Genomic DNA, 20360 nt, shown 5'->3' with positions numbered 1-20360 from the left:
TCAGGGTTTTTAGTTTGAATAAAATAACAAATAGGAACTATCATGCAAACTATTTTATTTGTGCCTACCAGTAGCGGCATTGGCTTGACCTCAGCTTGTTTGGGTTTTATCCGTGCACTTGATTATATCGGGCTAAAAGCCGGATTTTTAAAACCCTTTAGCCAAAATATCACTGCCAATCATGAGAGTGATGACAGCTCAAGTGTGCTTGCAAAACATGCCTTTAACTTAAACCCGCCAACATCCATTGACCGTAGCCGCTTAGAGCGCGTGATTGGGGATGGTCAGTTAGATGACTTGATGGAAGAAGTGGTTGCCAAACACCAAGCATTGGCTGAGCAATATGACGTTATCGTCTGTGAAGGTCTGGCTGCCGACAATGATTCAAGTTATGCAGAATTGGTGAATTTAGCCATCGTCAATGCGCTAGATGCCAAAGTTATCTTGGTCAGTAGTGGCGATATTGCCAATCCTGATAGTTTGGTAGACAAGCTAGATATTTTTGCCCGTGATTTTGGCGGCATGGCAAGCGAGCGCACGTTAGGCACGATTTTGATGCGCGTCAAAAACGTGGACAACCATTATGATGAAGCACCCGTCGCGCCGGGTAAAGCCAAAGTTGATTTGGCAGCTGAGCAGTTACAGGCGATTAAATCCCACTCCCCTTATTTTGACTCCGATAATTTTCGCTTGATTGGCGTGGTGCCTTTTAGCAATACCTTGAGTGTGCCCCGTACCTGGGATGTGGCTCGTGAACTTGATGCCAAATGGCTCAATGAAGGTGACGCCAAAAACCGCCGTGTGCTTAATACTTTACTGGTTGCGCGTACCGTTGCCAATATTGAAGATTCTTTCACCCGTGGCAACTTACTGGTAACGGCAGGCGACCGTGACGATTTGATTTTGGCAACTGCGCTTAGCACCATGAATGGTGTGCCGCTAGCAGGTCTTATTCTGACAGGCGGTATCATGCCGAACCAAAAAATTATCAATCTGTGTCGCCCCGCGCTAAAAACGGGGATTCCTGTGATGCTGGTTGACACTGACAGCTTTGATACCGTTACCAAACTTAACCACATCAGCCATGAAATCCCCGCCGATGACACCACTCGCGCCAGTGAAGTCACCGATTTTGTCGCCGCGCATTTGGATTTGGACTGGATCAAAACCACTTTTAGTCAAGGCAACAACAACCGCAAACTCTCCCCTTCGGCTTTTCGTCATACCTTGGTCAAAAAAGCCCAAGCTGCCAAAAAAACCATCGTACTGCCTGAAGGCGCTGAGCCCCGTACCGTTGAAGCGGCGGTCATCTGTCAAACTCGTGGTATTGCCCATTGTATCTTACTTGCCAAACGCAGTGAAGTCGAAGAGGTTGCCAAGAACTTGGGGCTCACCCTACCTGAAGGCCTGCAGATTCTTGACCCAGAGACCTTGATTGACAAGTACGTCAAACCTATGGTTGAGCGCCGTAAAGGCAAACTCGATGAACTGCAAGCCCATGAACAGCTCAAAGACACCGTCGTGCTGGGTACGATGATGCTGCACTTGGGTGAAGTCGATGGTCTGGTATCTGGCGCCGTACATACCACTGCCAATACCGTCCGCCCTGCGTTTCAGTTAATTAAAACAGCGCCGCAGTATTCACTGGTTTCGTCTATTTTCTTTATGCTACTGCCTGAGCAAGTGGTGGTGTATGGTGACTGTGCCATCAACCCAGACCCTACCGCAGAACAGTTGGCTGAAATCGCCCTACAATCCGCCCAATCTGCCAAAGCGTTTGGTATCGAACCCAAAGTTGCCATGATTAGTTACTCGACGGGTTCATCAGGTGAAGGCGCAGACGTGGATAAAGTGCGTCAAGCCACCGAAATCGCCAAAGCCAAAGCACCTGATTTACTCATTGATGGTCCGTTACAATATGACGCTGCCAGTGTGGCAAGCGTGGCAAAATCAAAAGCGCCAAATTCGCTGGTGGCAGGTCAAGCCAATGTGTTTATCTTCCCAGATTTGAACACTGGCAATACCACCTATAAAGCGGTGCAGCGCTCTGCCAACGTGGTGAGCGTCGGTCCTATGCTGCAAGGCTTAAATAAGCCTGTGAATGACTTGTCGCGTGGCGCCTTAGTTGAAGATATTGTCTATACCATTGCGCTCACAGCGGTTCAAGCCGATAGCGGTGAGTTTTAAGCGTTTATATTTAAAAAAAGGTGAGTTTGACACTCACCTTTTTGTTGTCTGTCACAATTGCCTGTCACACAGGATATCGGCTTAAATAGCAATGTAAGGCTACTGTTCCACCACTAGGCTAGTGCGCCACAATCTGTTATGCCCAAAAATTGCTTTATGGTAAAATTCTGCACAAAGTGATTTTTGTGCGCAATGTACCAACCGATGAACCGGCAAACCAACCGTAAGATGTGTCAGTGATGATGAAGGATTTTAGTTTTCTTTACCCCAACTTTAAATTAGGCATTTGATTATGACAATGCCTCGCTGTATTCGTGTCTGGTTGGGTGGCTCATTTGATCCGATACATTTGGCGCATTTACAGATGATTGCGCATGTGTACCATGAGCTCATGCGCGCCTTCCCCAACGTTGATATCATCGCCAAATTATTGCCTACGGCAGGTTCGCCCTTAAAAACCAAGCCAACTTCCAACCAGCAGCGCCTTGAAATGCTTAGGCTTGCGATTGGCGATGTGCCTTTTTTGTCGATTGATGAAACTGAGCTGCAGTGTCAGCCGCCTGTGTATAGCTTTCATACCTTGAGTGAATTTAAACAGCGTTACCCCAATGACCTACTGATTTTTGTCCTTGGGCAAGACAGTGTTGAACAACTTGATAAATGGTATCGCGGCTTTGAGCTGCTTTCGCTGACCAATCTATGGGTACTACCCCGTCCTGCCTTGGGCAGCCTTAGCCACAATTTAAGCCACACTTTACACCAAAACTTAAACCAAAATGCTTTGGCCAATACGGATAAACCCCCTAATATAAATATTGATAATCGGCTAGTGCCTTTTATCATTCATTCACCAAAAGACTTGATAAATCAAACCACTAACCATATTTATATTGATAAGTTTGTCGTGCCTGATATCGCCAGTCGTGATATCAGAGCTTGGCTATACAGCGTAGAAGCTCGACAACGACAGCAAGCGCGGCTAAGTTTACCGAGGGAGGTTTATCGGTATATTGTTGAGCATCAGTTATATGCCCCACACGTTTAGCCTGATATTGATTTACATTTTTTGATAACCTGTGCGTTAGATTTTTGTTAAAATAGCGCACTTTTTTTAGGATTGTCATGATCCTATTTTAAGCTACCCTTATAACCCAATCATTATGACCCAATCCATGGAATCCACGCATTTATGACCGATACCCAATTTGCTAGTTTAGTCAATCAACACCCTGCCCACCAACAGTTAACCACTTGCCTTGACATCGTTCAAGATGCCTTGGATGATTTAAAAGCCAAAAACATTACCGTACTCGATGTTGCTGATATGACTGAAGTCATGGAGCGTATCGTGATTGCCGAAGGGACATCTACCCGCCACCTTAAAGCGGTTGCCGACCATGTCGCGATGAAAGCGAAGCAAGCAGGATTTAATCCGATTGGTGTGGAAGGTCAAGGCACCAGTGATTGGACCTTGATTGATTTGGGCGCTGTGGTGGTGCATGTGATGATGCCACAAGCACGCACGTTTTATGACCTAGAAGGCTTATGGCAAGGTCAATCGCAGCGCGAGCGTATGGAAAAAACGGCGTAGTATAGTCTATAGCCTAGTTTAGACTACACTATTATATAAACTATGTTATGCAAACTATGCGTTATGAACTAGACGCTACAACCAAATGGGTAAATAAGTTTTACCCATTTTTTTATGGCGTTGATATTCTTTGGTTAAAAGTTATGCCAAGGCAGCCGTTTGCTGACGTTGATGGTTTTTCATCCAAAGATTGATACCAATAAGGATAATAATATAGCCGATTTGTGCCAAAAATGTCTGTAGCGTTGGGTAAAATCCTAGCCATTCAATGGCGGGCAAGCGGCTCATGGCGGTCATCGGCAGATACCCTGTCAATTGCAGGGCGTGCAAACTGACACCTAAAATCTTAAAGCCCAGTAAATAAATCACCCAAGTTAAGACTTTAAACAACTGTGGAATCGGTAATTTAACTGAGGTTTTTAGCATCGCCCAAGCCACTGCTGCCAGTGCTACAAGCGCCAAACCAATCCCAGTTAAAAAATTACTCATGCTGATATTGGGTAATATACCGACATAAAACAATATGGTCTCTGCGCCTTCTCGAAACACGGATAAAAAGCTCAATCCAAATAACGACACAAAGCTACCTGCCGTCATGGCCTGTCCCATATGACGCTTGATATAAGCGTTCCATGATTGGACGGATGATTTGCTATGTAGCCACGCGCCAATGCCGATCATCATAATGACCGCAACGATGCCGATGACCCCTTCAAACATCTCACGATTGGCGGCAGAAGTCACCGCAGGGAATAATAGCTGTAATGCCATCGCACCTGCGATACTGGCAAGTAAGCCAAAAGCGACACCAGCATACACCCATTTTTTGGCTTTGACTTGTTTGGCAGCGGTTAAAGCCGATAACAGCGAGATGACAATCAATAAGGCTTCTAACCCTTCTCGAAGCAGAATCAGCATCGAGTCAACCGCGGTATATTGGGCTGTTGGATTGATTGCCGCCAATTCATTGATAATCGATTGCAGTGTCTGCTGCTGTTTAGGGTCTTGCCCCTTCGCCATGACTAACGGAATTTGACTTTCCACCCGATTATATAGGCTAGGGTTACGCGTTCTGACATCGCCTTCGACCGTTGGCCATATACTAATAAACTCGCCTAACTTGGCTTGACCAGTTGCTGCGTCGTTTGTTTTAAACGCCTGTAAACCATCGCGCAGTAGCTGGATACTATCTGCTAGAGTGACGGTTTGTGTGGTTTGTACAGCAGCTACGTCACCCTTGTTATAACTGTCGATGGCATCTTTTAGCGCAGCAGATTGGGTTTTGATTTGCGCCATATTGATGGGTTGGGTTTCAATCGCCACTCGCATCAGCGCCATGGGTGTTTCGATTTTGCCGTAGTGCCCCATACTGGTATTGCGTACGACCCGCTCATTACCTAGCCAAACGGCATTAAACTGGTTGTAAGCCGCCCGTAACGCTTCGACATCTGTCGGCGCTGCACGTTGTATGACTTGATTAAGATTATCATACGCCGGTACCATTTTTTTGGCAAACTCTTTTCGCTTCGTGCTGTAATCTACAGGATTTTGTTCTTTTTCAAAGGCATATAACGCATTTGACACGGCTGATAAATTGGCTTCTGTGGGATTACTGATGGCTTGCCCAATCGCTTGGCTTGTCTGTTGCCCAAGCGTGGAATTTTTTGCCGTTGCATCTATGGCATCAAAGGCTGTTTGAATTTGTAGAAGGGTGCCCTTGGCTTTTGAGGCATCATTGGCTTTAATCGCCGCCATCGCGTCGGATAGGTTGATAAAAATAGGGCTTAAATTCAGCTTTTTGCTGGCTGGTTGACTGGCTTGCGTCGCTATCTGGGCACTTGCAGGCGTTGGTTGCTGGGCTTGTAAGCCTTGGCTACTGATGAGCAGCGAACTTGCTAGAGCAAAACTTAGCAAGGTTTTTTGGGTGATGTTTATCATGAGTAACTTTTTAACCGTCTATTTAACCGTCTATTTTAAGTGATGGATGTTGCATTTTAACTTTAAGCTTCAAATAATGCTTGTCCAATGTAGCCACCTTGCAGGATACCACCGAAGCAAGCAAATAGCCCACTGCCAATGTGGGTGGTGTATTCATTCATTTTATCAAGACGACCTAGGGCATTTTGGATAATAATAAATTGTTCGGGCGATTTTTGAAATGAAATAAACAGCAGCCCTGAATCAAACTGCCCGGTGGCTGGGTTAATGCCGCTACTGTAAGAATACGAACGGCGTAGCATCTCCACGCCTGTGCGTTTTGCCAGTCCCATGTGGGAAATTTCAGGTATCACTGCTTTACCCTGCGCGTCTTTGGCGTGCACATCAAAGGTGTCAAATTCGCCTTTTTGTCCAATCGCCGCGCCGCTATCACGATGTCGACCAAAGGTGTCTTCTTGACCTTTAAGCGAGGTGCGATCCCAAGTTTCAAGATGCATTTGGATGATGCGAGTGACCAAATAAGTGCCGCCTTTCATCCAATCAGGCGCGTCCGCCCATAGGTTTTTGTCCGCAGCTTTGATGGTGCTTTGGTTGGCAGTGCCGTCTTTAAAGCCGAATAAATTACGGGGCGTATGATTGCCGGTATCAAACCCAACAAAACCTGACTGACTCCAACGCATGGTAATATTAGAACGCGCTTGCCGAACCAGTTGCCGTACCGCATGGAACGCCACTTGGGCATCTTCGGCGCAGGCTTGAATACAGATATCACCCCCCGTCAAATTTTCTCGTAATTGATCGCGCGGGAACTTGGGCAAGTCTTGGAATTCTTTGGGCTGCTTATGAGTCAGTCCCATTTTTTTTAGAAAACTTGGGCTAATACCAAAGGTCAACGTCAATCCGTACGCGCCCATGCTGTCTGCTTCGCCTGTGTCGGTTGGGGGCACAAACGGGTTCTTTTCATACGCTTTGATGTTTTTACCTTGCGTCAAATTGGCCGCATAGGTTGTCCAGTCTTTGAACATCTGTTTGACATCATCAAGCTTATCGGTATGTAAATCCATCACCAAAAAATAAATATTACGCTGTGACGGCGTGGTAATGCCTGCTTGGTGTTCGCCATAAAAATCATATTTGACATCCGCAAAACTATTTTTGGTAGTATTGGCATCACTACCGGCATGTTTAGGATTTTCGTTTTTATCGCTATCTTTGGACTGATTGCCATCTAAAGCTTGCAAGTTAGGTAAGTTTTCGCTTGGTTTTTGCTGACAGGCCGACACGGCTAAACCTGCGCCTGCGACACTGAGCGCACCAAATTGGCGTAAAAAACTGCGACGATTTGACGTTTTTAATCCCACCCCTGTTTCTTGCGCTTGCTTATCTAATTTACTATGTTTCATACTGCCTCTAACACCGTACTGACCTTTTTATTCCACCCTAAAACCGTCAAGTGAAGCAATTTTTTGCTTCACCTTTGACTTATTGCAATACAATGCCCATCTGCGCTAAGGGTTCGCCGAGTTTATTCACCGCTTCGGCTAGCGCCTTGGTATCTGCAGGGGTTAGCTCTTTATAGGATTTATAGTCTTGTTGCCCGACTTGGTGTTTGGCAAGTAGTTGGTTGACTGCACCAAATTTTTGCTCAAGCTCCGTGACTAACGCTGGGTTTTTGGCTTGGATTTTTGGTTTTAAAATGGCAAATATTTTCTCAGCACCTTCAATATTGGCTTTAAAATCATACAAGTCTGTATGCGAGAAAATTTCTTCTTCGCCGGTGATTTTGCTCGTTGATACTTCATTGAGCAAATCTACTGCACCTTGTACCATCAAGTCGCCTGTGACCTCTGCTGTTGGAATTTTGGCGTGCAATTCTTTAACATCTGCAATCAGTTGTTTACCCAGTTTTTCGGTGCCTTTGGTGGTATTTTGCGTCCACAAGATTTTTTCAATCGCATGGAAGCCTGTCCATGCTTCATTGGGCTCAAGGTCGGCTTCACGGTTATCGATACGCGGGTCAAGGTCGCCAAAACTTTCAGCAATCGGCTCTGAGCGCTCATAATACATGCGCGCTTTTGGGTATAACGCCTTCGCCTCTTCTAATTTACCCGCTTCGAGCAGTGCGACAAATTTTTGGGTATCGGCGAGCAAGCTATCAATTTGGGTTTGTACCCAAGCTTTGTATTCCGCCGTTTCTTTACTCAAATCAACTGAGCTCTGCGCCGACGCTGTGACTGCAGAAGCGTTAGTCGTTGCACTTGCAGCAGGTGCTACGTCGGTTTTTTGTTCGGTTTTTTGGCAAGCCGTCAATAGTAATGCAGATATCGCTAGAGGTAATATTGATAAGGTAAAAGTACGGCTCAACATAAAACATCCTTAAAAGTAAAAAGTGATAAAAAATAAAAAAATAATGACAATTGGCGAATTATAGGGTAAATGAGAATCGTTATCAATATTTATTTTGCTCTGATTGAGCTTAGAAGTTTAAGCAAAAAAATACCCCGCACCAGCGAGGTATTGTGATGGGCTAAATGATGAGCAGATAGCCAATAACGAAAAAATAGCTTAGCCGAATTTACCCGTAATGTATTCTTCAGTTTCTTTACGGTCTGGGTTGGTGAACATTTTATCGGTATCCCCCATTTCCATCATTTCGCCTAAGTACATAAACGCGGTATAGTCAGACACCCGTGCCGCTTGCTGCATGTTGTGGGTGACGATGGCGATGGTGTAATCATTTTTTAGGTCTGAAATCAAATCTTCAATTGAGCCTGTTGAGATAGGGTCAAGTGCCGAGGTGGGTTCGTCTAGTAGCAATACTTCAGGACGGGTTGCCACACCGCGGGCGATACATAGACGCTGCTGCTGACCACCCGACAATGACAGACCCGATGCTTTAAGTTTATCTTTGACTTCAGTCCATAGTGCCGATTTTTTGAGCGCCCATTCAACGCGCTCGTCTAGCTCAGCGCGGCTTAAGCTTTCGTACAGACGCACACCGAATGCCACGTTGTCATAGATTGACATTGGAAATGGCGTTGGTTTTTGGAATACCATACCCACGCGAGCACGCAGCAAGTTGACGTCCACCGATTTATCCAAGATGTTTTGTCCATCTAGGTTGATTTCGCCCGTGGCACTCATGCCTGGGTAGAGGTCATACATGCGGTTAAAGGTACGCAGTAACGTTGATTTACCACAGCCTGACGGTCCGATAAACGCGGTGACTTTTTTGTCAGCGATATCGATGTTGATATTTTTAAGGGCTAAAAATTTACCGTAATAAAAATCTAAATTACGAATTTGCATTTTTGCGGTCATGATGAATACCTTAATAAAATTTGTTTGATACTAGCAAATAGCTTTAATCTTCTATTGATCATCAATGTGATGATTGCTCTTTACCACTTAGCGCACGTGCCAAAATATTCAATGTTAATACCGCCAAGGTGATGAGTAACGCACCTGCCCAAGCCAATTGGTTTGAAATAGGGTATGGTTGGCTGGCGTATTGATAAATCACGTTTGGTAAGTTGGCAATGGGTTGACCCATATCGGTACTAAAGAATTGGTTATTAAGCGCGGTAAATAGTAACGGCGCGGTCTCACCCGAGATACGCGCAAATGCCAGTAAGATACCTGTTAATACCCCAGTTTTGGCAGCACGTAAAGTAACGGATGTTACCAGTTTCCATTTTGGCGTCCCTAACGCATAAGCTGCTTCACGTAATGTATTGGGAATTAGACGGAGCATATTTTCGGTGGTACGTACCACCACAGGAATAACCAAGAGCGCTAAAGCCATTGCACCTGCCCAACCTGAGAAGTTACGACCTTGTACCATCAAAGCAAAAATAAATAAACCAATCACAATCGATGGTGCTGATAGCAAAATGTCGTTCATAAAACGGGTGACTTTACCAAGCCAGCTGTTTTCGGCAAATTCAGCAAGATAAATACCTGCCATGATACCAATCGGTGTGCCGACCACAAGCCCCAATCCTGTCACCATGATTGAGCCGATAATCGCATTGCGAAGACCGCCAATTTCGTTTGGCGATGGCGTGTCTTGCGTAAAAATAGGCATGGTCAATAACGCATGCGAGCCTGATAAAAACAATTTGAATAAAATTAAACCTAAGAAGGTCAAGCCAAATACAATGGACAAACCGGCAAATACCAGTCCTAAAGCATTGCTTAGACGGCGGCGTTTGTAAATGGCGTTATTACGATTCATGTTGGTAGTAGTCATAGTATTCCCCAGCGTCCTTATTTCGTACCCGCATTTTTATCCATACGACTGAGCATCAATTTTGAAATCACCAGTACAATAAAGGTAATGATAAATAGTAAGAAACCTAAATGTAGTAGCGATGATTGGTGCAAGCCTTCAGACTCTGCAAATTCATTTGCCAATGCCGAAGTGATTGACACCCCTGACTGGAACAAACTTGGACTGACGTTATAAGCGTTACCAATAACAAAGGTGACTGCCATCGTTTCACCCAATGCGCGACCCAATCCCAAAATGATACCGCCCATCACCCCGGCTTTGGTATAAGGCAACACCACGTATCGCATCACTTCCCAAGTGGTTGAACCCAAACCATAAGCAGATTCTTTGAGCATCTTTGGCGTAATGGAGAAAACGTCACGCATGACCGATGCAATAAACGGGATAATCATGACAGCCAAAATCAAACTTGCAGTGAACAGACCAATACCCATCGGCGCACCTTGGAATAAACGACCCACATAAGGCACATCACCCAAATGGTCAATCAGCCAGGGCTGGATATGTTCTGAAAACCAAGGTGCAAATACGAAAAATCCCCACATACCATAAATAATTGAAGGGATACCCGCTAACAACTCAATGGCAATCCCTAAAGGACGTTTTAAAAAATTTGGGCAAAGCTCGGTCAAAAACATGGCAATACCAAAACTTACCGGCACCGCAATCAAAATAGCAATGATAGAAGTCACCAACGTACCATAGATTGGTGCGAGTGCGCCGTATACATCCATCCCTGTATCCCAGTCTTTACTGGTATAAAAGTTAATGCCAAACGCCTTCATACTTGGCAATGCGCCAAGAAATAGTGAGATTAAGATACCACCTAACAACAACAGCACGATAAACGCAAAAAGACGAGTCGCGTTGACAAACAACCAGTCTAATTGTTTTTGCTTTGCGAGTTTTGCGTGTAAATCCGACATAAGAACCCAGCCATCAAAAAATAGTTTTAGTTTACTAATTCTAGAAATTTGAAAAAAAAACGTAGAGCATTAACTTGTTTATTGCTCTACGTATAGTTTGACATGCATAACCCTGTTAACTGTTAATCATCATTAGATTATTTTGCAGCTGAAGCAGTTGCTGTGGCAGCATCTGAGGTAAACAGTGGTTTACCATCAGCCCCTACAACTTTTTTCCACTCTTCACGGAAGATAGCTTTGCTTTCTGCTGAGAATGGTACAAAGTCCAATGATTTTGCTAGCTCATCACCACTTGAATACGCCCAGTCAAAGAATTTAAGGGTATTTTTGACGTTTTCTGGGTTGGTGGGTTTAGTATGGACTAAGATGAAGGTTGCCGCAGAGATTGGCCAGGCATTTGGGTCTGCTTGGTTAGTCAATACAATGTTAAAGCCTGGTGTACCTTTCCAATCTGCATTACCCGCAGCGGCAAAGCTTTCAGCGGATGGTTGTACAAAGTTGCCCGCCGCATTTTTCAACTGAGTGTAAGCCATTTTGTTTTGTTTTGCGTAAGCGTACTCAACATAACCGATTGAGTTTTTGGCACGAGCGACGTTACTTGCCACGCCTTCGTTACCTTTACCACCTGCACCTGTCGCAGCGGTTGGCCATTTAATTGATTTGTCTACACCTGGACCTGCTTTCCATTCTGGTGATACAGCCGCTAAGTAGCTTGCAAAGTTAAAGGTTGTACCTGAACCGTCAGAACGGAAAATCGTCGTGATTGGCGCATCTGGTAGTGTCACGCCTGCGTTTAATGCGGTAATCGCTGGGTCATTCCATTTAGTGATTTTACCCAAGTAGATATTGGCAAGGGTGGCACCGTCTAGTTTTAATTGACCGGGTGCAACACCATCGATATTAACAACTGGTACAACCCCACCGATAACGGTTGGAAACTGGATTAAACCGCTTTTATCCAACTCTTCTTTGCTTAAAGGCGCATCCGACGCACCAAAGTCAACGGTATTGGCTTGGATTTGTTTGATACCACCTGATGAACCGATTGATTGGTAATTTACTTGACCGCCAGTGGCGTTTTTGAACTCACCTGCCCATTTAGCATAGATAGGTTGTGGAAAAGAGGCGCCTGCACCTGTGATAGTAAATACGGCGTTTTTATCGCTACCTGTAGCGCCTGTAGTAGAAGTGCTTGATGTTGCTGAGGCACCCGCTGCTTGATTGTCTGCTTGTTTGTTACCACAAGCGGTTAATGCTAAGGTCGATGCTACGATAACACTTAATAATGAATAACGCATGGATAGCTCCTAAAAACGTTTTGAGTTTACAATGAAACTGCCTGAATGAAAAAATGTCACCAACGGTACGATTTAACTTTTTGGTTATTTTCACTAGGATAGCTCAAAGCTGATATAGCTCAATGCTGACCGATTTAACTTTCATGACAATAACCATCATTCGGTTTGTATAAAAATTGTGTATATGATTACAAAGAAATGTGACAGTATCATGACAATTTGATGACTGACCGATTGCGCATGCTATAGATGAGACCGGATAAGTACATTTAATATTAAACTTGCTTATCGGTTCGCAAAGCCTTGAGAAGCTTTACAACCTTTAGCGGTGAATGAGAAGTGAAAAGGCGAAAAAATTAACAAGTTGAAAAGTTATCCATAATTTAACAATTTAAGACTATAAAAACCAATGGCAGTCGCAACCAAGGTTAAAAGCACATGGACGCCAATCAAGGCGACACCTTGCCATACCTTGCCGGTATGCAACAAAGTAAACACTTCGGCACTAAAGGTACTAAACGTTGTCAGTCCCCCCAAAAACCCGGTGGTGATAAACAGTCGTAAGTTTGGGTGCATCTTTTGGGTAAGTATCAAGGCAAATCCCATCAACAGCCCGCCTAGTACATTGGCAAATAGTGTGCCATAGGGCAACCAAGGATGTCCGCTATTGATTCTCGATAACCACCAGCGCAGCATTGCCCCCAATGCCGCCCCCAGTCCTATCCACAGCCATGGCATATTCAAGTCCTTGTAGATGATTATGGGTTAGCTGGATTGACAGCAGGCAGCGTTGTCATATCCCAACGCGGCAAGCAGCTAACCGCTAGCTCATCCTGTTGACCGGCATTCAAGCGCTGCCAACCAGCGAAAGCAATCATGGCGCCATTGTCAGTACACAAGGCAGGCGGTGCATAATGCACAGTGGCATTGATTTTGGCTAATGCCTCGGCTAGCGATTCTCGTAGTTGTTGATTGGCACTCACCCCACCTGCTATCACCAAACGTTTCATACCCGTTTGCTGCAAGGCTTTGACGCATTTTTTCACCAACGTATCGACCATCGCATATTGAAAACTTGCCGCAATATCGGCGCGCGTCTGGGCATGCTCAGGATTATGGCTATCGGTTGGATGGTCTTTAATCAAATTATGCACGGCGGTTTTCATACCACTAAAAGAAAAATCCAATCCTTTGCCGAGCATCGGGCGCGGTAATTCATAGGCTAATGGATTGCCTGTTTGCGCCAAGCGTGCGATATTAGGTCCACCAGGATAAGGTAACTCTAGCATTTTAGCGGCTTTATCAAAGCATTCGCCCGCGGCATCATCAATCGACTCACCTAATATTTCATATTGCCCGATGCCTTTGACGGCTACCAACATGGTATGTCCACCCGACACGAGCAACGCGACAAACGGAAAATCGGGCGGATTGGCGCCTAATAGCGGCGCGAGTAAGTGCCCTTCCATGTGATGTACTCCAATCGCAGGAATACCCAATGCCATCGCCAAACTGCGGCCAAATAATGCCCCTGTCATCAACGCGCCCACCAGTCCAGGACCTTTGGTAAAGGCAATTGCATCGATATCGGTTTTTTTGAGTTGGCAGTCATCAAGCAGTTGCTGCAACAAGGGCACTAATTTGCGGATGTGATCGCGGCTTGCAAGTTCAGGGACTACCCCACCATACGTCGCATGTAGCGCGATTTGACTATACAGCACTTGCCCGACCAAACCTTGATTGGGTTGGTGACGTTGGTCACTATCAAAAATGGCTAATCCCGTTTCATCGCAGGATGTTTCCAATCCTAGCACACGCATGGTATTTCCTTAAACGATAAATAAACGTCAACATACCGATGGCAAGTTAGTTATTTTTTGCCATCATTGATGATTTTGACAGGAATGGTTAACCCTTTGGCAAAGGGCTCGGCAAAGACATAAGTGTATTGGCTCGGAGCAATTTGCTGGGTGGTATGGATGACAAACGCGCTGTTTTTACCAGCTGTGAGTTCATGTGACACATACGCAGTACCCAGCTGGTCGAGCACTTTGGATAAGACTTCATTGACTGCCATACCCACCGTTAAATTGTAGCGGGAGGTTTCATTATCCACATGATACATTTCGGCATACGCTTTGACAGGCTCGCTATCGAGCTCAAAGGGATATTTAAAGCTAGCCTTATCGACTGGCTTAACGCCCGAATCCACCAATGCCCAGTTGATTTGTTTGGGCGCACCGTTTTGGGCGGCTTGGGGGGATACGGTACTGGCGACAGCTACACTGGCAACGTGATGCGGACTTTGAACGCTAGCCACTGTGGCGCTTACTGTGGCACTTGCTGTGCTGTTTTGCGCTGGCTTGTTATCACTGGCAGGTTGACAAGCCGAGAGTAACACCCCACCCATCAGCAAACTTGATATTATAACTGCTTGTCTCATTGGCACGCCTCCAATACATCCAAACTCTTTGTCTAGCTTAATCTAGCTTAGCCTAACTTAGGCAGTAACGCCCCCATTACTGATGGGCTGATAAGAAAGATGACGATTGATGCGTTTTTCTGCCAATCGAAACATCCCAATCAATAGCCAAGACAATAACAAATAAATGATACCTGAGGCAAAGAACAACTCAAAAACGGTATAAGTTTTTGACATAATCGTCGTTGCCACACCGGTGATATCCATCAAAGTGATGGTCGATGCCAGCGCACTGCCTTTGAGCATAAAAATCACTTCATTGCCATACGCAGGTAGCATGATGCCAAAGGCACGAGGAAAAATAATTCGGCGCAATTTTTGGCTATACGACATGCCAATGGCGTCGGCAGCTTCATTCTCGCCTTTGGGTATTGACTTGATAGCACCGCGGATGATTTCGGCAATATAAGCTGCGGTATTGAGGGTAAAAGCGATGATAGCGCACCAAAATGGGCTCGCTAACACACCCGATTTCCACAGCACAGACTCGGTCACCCATTTAAATTGTGACAAGCCATAATAAATCAAAAAGATTTGCACCAGTAGCGGCGTACCCCGAAAAAAGAAAATATACGCAAACGGCAATGCCTGCACCCAAGGTTTTTTCGACAGCCTAGCCAGTGCTAGCGGCACTGCCAACATAAACCCCAATAAACCCGACAACACCACAAGCTCAATGGTGATAATACTGCCTTGCAGCAGTTTTGGGATACTATCAATAATAATTTGCCAATTCCAGTTCATTGATGAATCCCCTATTTTGCCATGCCGATTTTTTGCAGGCGTTTTGCATAACGCTCTGCTGGGTTATTGACCCATTCTAGCCACATAATCACACCGGTGATGATGACGGTCAGACTCAAGTACAACAAGGCTGCTGCCATATAAAAAGTAAACGGGCTTTGCGTGGAAGTCGCTGCCGTTTTGGCGTGGCGCATGATATCTTCAAGCCCGACCACAGAAACCAACGCAGTATCTTTGAGCAGTACCAAAAACAAATTACCCAGTCCTGGCAGTGCAATACGCCACACTTGTGGCAACGTCACTCGCCAAAGGATTTGAAATTTTTTCATGCCAATCGCTTGCGCTGCTTCAGCTTGACCTTTTGGAATCTCTTGAAATGCCATACGAAAAGTTTCGGTCGCATACGCACCAAATGCCACAGACAGCGCTGTAACCCCCGCCCAGAACGGACTGACATCCACGTATCCCGTATTGCCAAATTGCGATAGAATAAGACCCATCAACATCGAGCCGCCAAAGTAAATAAACATGACTGACAGCAGTTCTGGAATACCACGGATAATCGTGGTGTAAGCGGTGGCGATGGCGTTGAGCACTTTAAATCGTGACATCTTAGCGGTCGCACCCAATAATCCCAAAATCAGCCCAATGACCAAACTAGTCAATGCCAGTTTGATGGTGACCCAAGCGCCGCTTAATAATAGCTGCCCAAAACCTTGTAGATCTAACACAATATCGATACCCTGTCTTTTTAACTCTGTTTGCTGACCTATTACCCAAAAAATGCTTAAAACGCAGTTTTACCGTCACATAGACAAAAGGTGATAACGGATATAACCTTTTGCTTTGTTTTTTGCAGGGTGCAATTTTACGTGATTGCCCTATCAAAAACCATCAAAAAAAACAAAAAACTGAGTGACTTTTCACCCAGTTTTTGACTGAACCCAAGCGCTTGGTTGAGTTACTTGCTCGTACTTGCCACAGTCGTCGTGGTCGTTGTACTGCTAGAGACCGTAACGGCCACGTTGCTTGCCGCCGCCGTTGTAGTGGTTGCATTACCAAAATATTGGTTATAGATTTTGTCATACGTGCCATTTGATTTTAACGTGGCAATCGCTTTGTTAAATTCTAAACGCAGTGGGTCACCTTTACGAACGATGATACCCATTTTGTCATTGACATCAATCTCTTTACCTTTGATTTCAAAGCCTTTACCTTCTGGCGTGGTCAGCCAATAAGCGGCCGGGGCTTTATCCGAAATCATCATATCTGAGCGCCCTGCTGCCAAGTCCATAAACGCATTGTCCAACCCTTCATACAGGTTTAGCTGGGCTTTTGGGTGATTTTTTTCCATCCACTGGGTAGATAGCGTTGAACGCTGCGCCGCAACTTTATGGCTGTCAATTTGGGCAGGGTCATCCGGATTGATGGGGCTACCTTGTTTGGTCAAAAACACCAACGTATTGGTAAAATAGGGGTCGGTAAAATCGACTTGCGCCTGACGTTCTGGGGTGATAGACATCGCATCAATTACCACGTCATATTTTTTTGCCATCAAGCCTGGCAATAAACCATCCCAATCTTGTGGCTTGATTTCACAGTTGGCTTTCATTTCTGCACACAAGGCCTGCATAAAATCCACGTCAAAACCTGTCAAACTGCCATCCGCTTTGGTGATACTAAAGGGTTTATAGGTGCCTTCGGTGGCGATGCGAATGGTTTTGCCAGCCATACTGCTCGATGTCTCTGTGCTGCTACTCACCGTTGTAGAAGCGGCTGTGCTACCCGTCGTTGCCGCCGTTTTTTCTGCAGGTTTTTGACAACCCACCAGCGCTAGACCTGCCAATGCCAAGCTACCCAATAATGAAATATTTGCTTTCACCTGATACTCCTAATTTTTAACGTCTAACACATGACAATTTTTGCTTGTAAGCTTTAACAACACTAACAGGCAAATAAGTTATTTAACGGCTTATTTCGGCAAATCTGCAAAATATTTTTGGCTGATTTTATCGTAAGTACCATTGGCTTTTAGCGCCGCCAGTGCGGTGTTGAATTTGCCAATCAATGGATCATTTTGACGAAGAGCAATGGCAATTTTGTCATCAATATTGATCGGTTGACCTTTGACTTCAAAGCCTTGACCTTTGGCAGTTTTTAACCATGATAAGGCTGGGGCACTATCAGAAATCATCAAATCTGTACGGCCCGATTCTAGGTCAAGATAGGCATTATCTTGGGTGTCATACAGTTTTGGGGTGGCTTTTGGGAAGTTTTTGGCTAAGTACTCAGCGGCAGTCGTTGAACGCTGCGCACCCACGGATTTGCCCGCCAAGTCATCAGCGCCTTTTTCTACCCCTTTTTTGCCAATGACAACGAGGTTGTTGGTAAAGTATGGGTCGCTAAATGCCACCACTTGGCGACGCTCTGCGGTGTCTGACATCCCCGCCATGATGGCATTGTATTTTTGTGCTTGTAGTCCTGGAATCAGTCCATCCCAATCTTGGGAAATCACTTCACATTTTAGTTTGGCTTCAGCACATAGCGCATCTGCCAAATCAATCTCAAAGCCGATTAATTTGCCATTGGCATCTTTATAACTAAAGGGGACAAAGCTTGATTCGGTAGCGATACGAATCTGTGGCATATCTGCGTTTGCTGCCATGGTTGTGCTACTTGCTGCTGCCGTGTCTGCTTCTTTTTGGGCAGGTTTTTGACAGGCGGTTACCCCCATCAAAATGGCTAACGACGATACACCCAAAACCGATAACTGTTTCATAACAACACCTTTTTGTCAAAATTTGAGGGTCACCCGCATCTATTGTGTAAATCTTAAATCGCTCAATACAACGTCAATTAATTACCAAAATGTTGCTTTTGTAATTTTGCCAACTCGCCATTGCTTTGTAGCGCATCTAAGGCTTTGTCAAATTCTGCTTTTAGTGGATCGCCTTTACGAATGGCCATTGCGATGTTGTCACCATTATCCATCTCACTGCCTACGATTTGGTAGTTGCTGTTTTGTTTTAGCCATTCGCTTGCGGTTACTTTTTCAGACAGCACTGAATCGATACGACCTGATTTTAGGTCAATATAGGCGTTGTCATAGTTGTCATACAATTTGATTTCGTTGGTTTTGCTCAGTTTATCTTGAAGGTACTGTGCCATGGTGGTTGAGCGTTGACCGCCGATTTTTAACCCTGAAATCGCTTGTGGGTTGAATTTGCCACCTTTAGCAGCGACCCAAACCATGGTGTTTTTAAAATAAGGTGTGGTGAAGTCCACTTGCGCTGAACGCTCTGGGGTAATTGACATACCCGCGGCAACCGCGTCGTATTTTCTCGCCATCAAGCCTGGTAAGATACCGTCCCAATCTTGCGCTACGATTTCGCAGTCGAGTTTCGCTTGGGCACACACGGCTTTGGCAACATCCACATCATAACCGCCTAATGTGCCATCGGCATTGGTGTAGTTAAATGGTTTGTAGGCGCCTTCAGTGGCAATACGAATTTTTTTGCCCGTGCTGGCACCGGCAGCGGGTTGGCTGGCGGCTGCACCTTCTGTTTTTTCAGCAGGTTTTTGACAGGCGGTTAATCCCATGCTAACTGCACATACCGTTGCCAAGGCGAGTTTTGAGTAGGTTGAATTCAAGGTTGATTGCATGGATGTTCCTTACAAATGAAATTTTTGAATAAAAAGCGATTTAATATCAGGTTTCGCTTTCAGCGATTTCAATATTTAAAATCAATGCGACTAAAATCAATGCGAGTTTACAATTTAGTTAAAATTAACATAAATTAACATTTTTGCAAGTGAAAAACGTATTCAGCAACAATTAAATCAAATAAATTTTTTCTGATGCCTAAAACTACAAAACCGCCAATCGCATGGCAATTGACGGCTGATAGGCTGATTGGATTATTTTTGATGGCTTGCCATAAAGTCTTTCACCCGCGCTGATTGCGGATTGTCAAATACTTGCTCTGGTGTGCCTATTTCTTCGATACGTCCCTCATGCAAGAACACCACTTGGCTTGATACATCGCGCGCAAAACGCATTTCATGGGTGACAATCAGCATGGTGCGACCTTCTTCAGCAAGCGATTTCATCACCGCTAATACTTCATTGACCAATTCTGGGTCGAGGGCAGAGGTTGGCTCATCAAATAGCAATACTTGGGGCTTCATCGCTAACGCACGAGCGATGGCGATACGCTGGCGTTGCCCACCCGATAAGTTTTCTGGATAAGCATCTTTTTTGTCCAGTAATTCTACGCGTTTTAGTAGCACTTCAGCTTCACTGATGGCTTGGTCTTTGGCGATTTTTAGGACTTGGGTCGGCCCTTCAATGATGTTTTGTAAAATAGTCCGGTGTGGCCATAAATTAAAGTTTTGGAACACAAAACCCATTTTTGAGCGAAACTGCTCAAGTTGGCGTTGATTGGCGGCAACCAAATCCCCGGATTTATTCGGTTTTAATACCAATGCTTCATTGCCCAAAAAAACCTCCCCTTGCGAGGGGTTTTCAAGCAAATTTATACAGCGTAGCAAGGTGGATTTGCCCGAACCGCTCGAGCCAAGAATTGAGATGACATCGCCATCATAAGCGGTCAACGATACACCTTTTAGTACTTCAAGCGATCCAAAGTTCTTGTGGATATTGTTAAGTTGCAAGGCTACAGGACGCTGTAAGTTTGGCATAGCATCTGACATGATATTTAATCCAAAATTAGACGATAGGTGGAAAAAAACTGTCTATTTTCGCTTAAAACGCTACTAAAACGCAAATTTTTCTCTCATTTAACTTTATTTTATGGCGTTCGATTTTAGGGCACTGGTCTTTAGCACTGGTTTTTAGATTAAGTCATAACCATTAATTTTTGTCTGTCAAAACTTTCTA

Annotated in this window: 19 protein-coding genes; 3 read left to right on the top strand and 16 right to left on the bottom strand. The window is 44.9% G+C overall.

Annotated features, from left to right (window positions below; genetic code table 11):
* The first annotated feature begins 42 nt into the window (after window positions 1–42).
* The 3 genes from pta to rsfS all read left to right on the top strand — a co-directional run bounded on the left by pta (window position 43) and on the right by rsfS (window position 3778).
* On the top strand, window positions 43–2187 hold the full coding sequence (gene pta, locus RTS09_RS09565) for a phosphate acetyltransferase (RefSeq protein WP_312536490.1): 2145 nt from the start codon (window positions 43–45) through the stop codon (window positions 2185–2187).
* A gap of 292 nt (window positions 2188–2479) precedes the next feature.
* Window positions 2480–3232, top strand: coding sequence for a nicotinate (nicotinamide) nucleotide adenylyltransferase (nadD, locus tag RTS09_RS09560; protein WP_312536487.1), 753 nt, complete (start codon window positions 2480–2482; stop codon window positions 3230–3232).
* Window positions 3233–3376: 144 nt separating this feature from the next.
* The gene (gene rsfS / locus RTS09_RS09555) at window positions 3377–3778 is read left to right on the top strand and encodes a ribosome silencing factor (RefSeq protein ID WP_050324756.1); all 402 of its coding nucleotides are present in this window, start codon (window positions 3377–3379) and stop codon (window positions 3776–3778) included.
* A 141-nt stretch (window positions 3779–3919) separates the two neighbouring features.
* Here rsfS and RTS09_RS09550 read toward each other — a convergent pair whose 3' ends face one another.
* The 16 genes from RTS09_RS09550 to RTS09_RS09475 form a co-directional block, all read right to left on the bottom strand.
* A complete protein-coding gene (locus tag RTS09_RS09550; RefSeq protein WP_312536483.1) occupies window positions 3920–5716 on the bottom strand; it encodes an FTR1 family iron permease in 1797 nt (598 codons plus the stop codon).
* 62 nt (window positions 5717–5778) lie between these two features.
* A complete protein-coding gene (gene efeB, locus RTS09_RS09545) occupies window positions 5779–7119 on the bottom strand; it encodes an iron uptake transporter deferrochelatase/peroxidase subunit (protein ID WP_312536482.1) in 1341 nt (446 codons plus the stop codon).
* Between the two features lie 79 nt (window positions 7120–7198).
* A complete protein-coding gene (efeO, locus tag RTS09_RS09540) occupies window positions 7199–8083 on the bottom strand; it encodes an iron uptake system protein EfeO (RefSeq protein ID WP_312536480.1) in 885 nt (294 codons plus the stop codon).
* Window positions 8084–8281: 198 nt separating this feature from the next.
* Window positions 8282–9037 (bottom strand): phosphate ABC transporter ATP-binding protein PstB, encoded by a 756-nt coding sequence (gene pstB, locus RTS09_RS09535; RefSeq protein ID WP_219299031.1) that lies wholly within the window; start codon window positions 9035–9037, stop codon window positions 8282–8284.
* Between the two features lie 61 nt (window positions 9038–9098).
* Window positions 9099–9968 carry a phosphate ABC transporter permease PstA gene (pstA, locus tag RTS09_RS09530; protein ID WP_007117173.1) on the bottom strand — a complete coding sequence of 290 codons (870 nt, stop codon included), beginning with the start codon at window positions 9966–9968 and terminating at the stop codon, window positions 9099–9101.
* Window positions 9969–9985: 17 nt separating this feature from the next.
* Complete coding sequence (gene pstC / locus RTS09_RS09525; RefSeq protein ID WP_312276829.1) at window positions 9986–10936, bottom strand: phosphate ABC transporter permease subunit PstC; 951 nt, start codon at window positions 10934–10936, stop codon at window positions 9986–9988.
* A 137-nt stretch (window positions 10937–11073) separates the two neighbouring features.
* Entirely contained in the window at window positions 11074–12234 is a 1161-nt protein-coding gene (gene pstS / locus RTS09_RS09520; protein WP_312536471.1) for a phosphate ABC transporter substrate-binding protein PstS, read from the bottom strand.
* A gap of 372 nt (window positions 12235–12606) precedes the next feature.
* Window positions 12607–12972: a fluoride efflux transporter CrcB gene (gene crcB, locus RTS09_RS09515; protein ID WP_312536466.1), complete on the bottom strand. Its 366-nt coding sequence runs from the start codon at window positions 12970–12972 to the stop codon at window positions 12607–12609.
* 20 nt (window positions 12973–12992) lie between these two features.
* Complete coding sequence (gene tsaD / locus RTS09_RS09510) at window positions 12993–14054, bottom strand: tRNA (adenosine(37)-N6)-threonylcarbamoyltransferase complex transferase subunit TsaD (RefSeq protein WP_312536464.1); 1062 nt, start codon at window positions 14052–14054, stop codon at window positions 12993–12995.
* A 50-nt stretch (window positions 14055–14104) separates the two neighbouring features.
* Window positions 14105–14677 (bottom strand): hypothetical protein, encoded by a 573-nt coding sequence (locus RTS09_RS09505; protein ID WP_312536461.1) that lies wholly within the window; start codon window positions 14675–14677, stop codon window positions 14105–14107.
* A gap of 57 nt (window positions 14678–14734) precedes the next feature.
* Complete coding sequence (locus RTS09_RS09500) at window positions 14735–15460, bottom strand: ABC transporter permease (protein ID WP_159771482.1); 726 nt, start codon at window positions 15458–15460, stop codon at window positions 14735–14737.
* A gap of 11 nt (window positions 15461–15471) precedes the next feature.
* Window positions 15472–16191 carry an ABC transporter permease gene (locus RTS09_RS09495; protein ID WP_007117180.1) on the bottom strand — a complete coding sequence of 240 codons (720 nt, stop codon included), beginning with the start codon at window positions 16189–16191 and terminating at the stop codon, window positions 15472–15474.
* Between the two features lie 230 nt (window positions 16192–16421).
* Window positions 16422–17342, bottom strand: a complete 921-nt coding sequence (locus RTS09_RS09490) for a transporter substrate-binding domain-containing protein (RefSeq protein WP_312536459.1) — start codon at window positions 17340–17342, stop codon at window positions 16422–16424.
* Between the two features lie 90 nt (window positions 17343–17432).
* On the bottom strand, window positions 17433–18239 hold the full coding sequence (locus tag RTS09_RS09485) for an ABC transporter substrate-binding protein (RefSeq protein ID WP_312536456.1): 807 nt from the start codon (window positions 18237–18239) through the stop codon (window positions 17433–17435).
* A gap of 77 nt (window positions 18240–18316) precedes the next feature.
* Window positions 18317–19123: a transporter substrate-binding domain-containing protein gene (locus tag RTS09_RS09480; protein WP_312536453.1), complete on the bottom strand. Its 807-nt coding sequence runs from the start codon at window positions 19121–19123 to the stop codon at window positions 18317–18319.
* A gap of 255 nt (window positions 19124–19378) precedes the next feature.
* Window positions 19379–20161 carry an ABC transporter ATP-binding protein gene (locus RTS09_RS09475; RefSeq protein WP_472796478.1) on the bottom strand — a complete coding sequence of 261 codons (783 nt, stop codon included), beginning with the start codon at window positions 20159–20161 and terminating at the stop codon, window positions 19379–19381.
* Window positions 20162–20360 lie beyond the last annotated feature (199 nt).

This window comes from Moraxella sp. CTOTU47618, assembly GCF_032017425.1.
Classification (GTDB): Bacteria; Pseudomonadota; Gammaproteobacteria; order Pseudomonadales; family Moraxellaceae; genus Faucicola; species Faucicola tetraodonis.
Note: the sequence above shows the minus strand (reverse complement) of the source record. Positions and strands in the feature narration are given on the sequence as shown.

Coding starts and splice junctions, on each gene's coding strand:
- pstB (WP_219299031.1), bottom strand. CDS start 9,037: ATGACCGCAAAAATGCAAATTCGTAATTTAGATTTTTATTACGGTAAA.
- rsfS (WP_050324756.1), top strand. CDS start 3,377: ATGACCGATACCCAATTTGCTAGTTTAGTCAATCAACACCCTGCCCAC.
- pstA (WP_007117173.1), bottom strand. CDS start 9,968: ATGACTACTACCAACATGAATCGTAATAACGCCATTTACAAACGCCGC.
- RTS09_RS09480 (WP_312536453.1), bottom strand. CDS start 19,123: ATGCAATCAACCTTGAATTCAACCTACTCAAAACTCGCCTTGGCAACG.
- pta (WP_312536490.1), top strand. CDS start 43: ATGCAAACTATTTTATTTGTGCCTACCAGTAGCGGCATTGGCTTGACC.
- tsaD (WP_312536464.1), bottom strand. CDS start 14,054: ATGCGTGTGCTAGGATTGGAAACATCCTGCGATGAAACGGGATTAGCC.
- nadD (WP_312536487.1), top strand. CDS start 2,480: ATGACAATGCCTCGCTGTATTCGTGTCTGGTTGGGTGGCTCATTTGAT.
- RTS09_RS09505 (WP_312536461.1), bottom strand. CDS start 14,677: ATGAGACAAGCAGTTATAATATCAAGTTTGCTGATGGGTGGGGTGTTA.
- RTS09_RS09550 (WP_312536483.1), bottom strand. CDS start 5,716: ATGATAAACATCACCCAAAAAACCTTGCTAAGTTTTGCTCTAGCAAGT.
- RTS09_RS09485 (WP_312536456.1), bottom strand. CDS start 18,239: ATGAAACAGTTATCGGTTTTGGGTGTATCGTCGTTAGCCATTTTGATG.
- RTS09_RS09500 (WP_159771482.1), bottom strand. CDS start 15,460: ATGAACTGGAATTGGCAAATTATTATTGATAGTATCCCAAAACTGCTG.
- efeO (WP_312536480.1), bottom strand. CDS start 8,083: ATGTTGAGCCGTACTTTTACCTTATCAATATTACCTCTAGCGATATCT.
- RTS09_RS09475 (WP_472796478.1), bottom strand. CDS start 20,161: ATGCCAAACTTACAGCGTCCTGTAGCCTTGCAACTTAACAATATCCAC.
- pstS (WP_312536471.1), bottom strand. CDS start 12,234: ATGCGTTATTCATTATTAAGTGTTATCGTAGCATCGACCTTAGCATTA.
- efeB (WP_312536482.1), bottom strand. CDS start 7,119: ATGAAACATAGTAAATTAGATAAGCAAGCGCAAGAAACAGGGGTGGGA.
- crcB (WP_312536466.1), bottom strand. CDS start 12,972: ATGCCATGGCTGTGGATAGGACTGGGGGCGGCATTGGGGGCAATGCTG.
- pstC (WP_312276829.1), bottom strand. CDS start 10,936: ATGTCGGATTTACACGCAAAACTCGCAAAGCAAAAACAATTAGACTGG.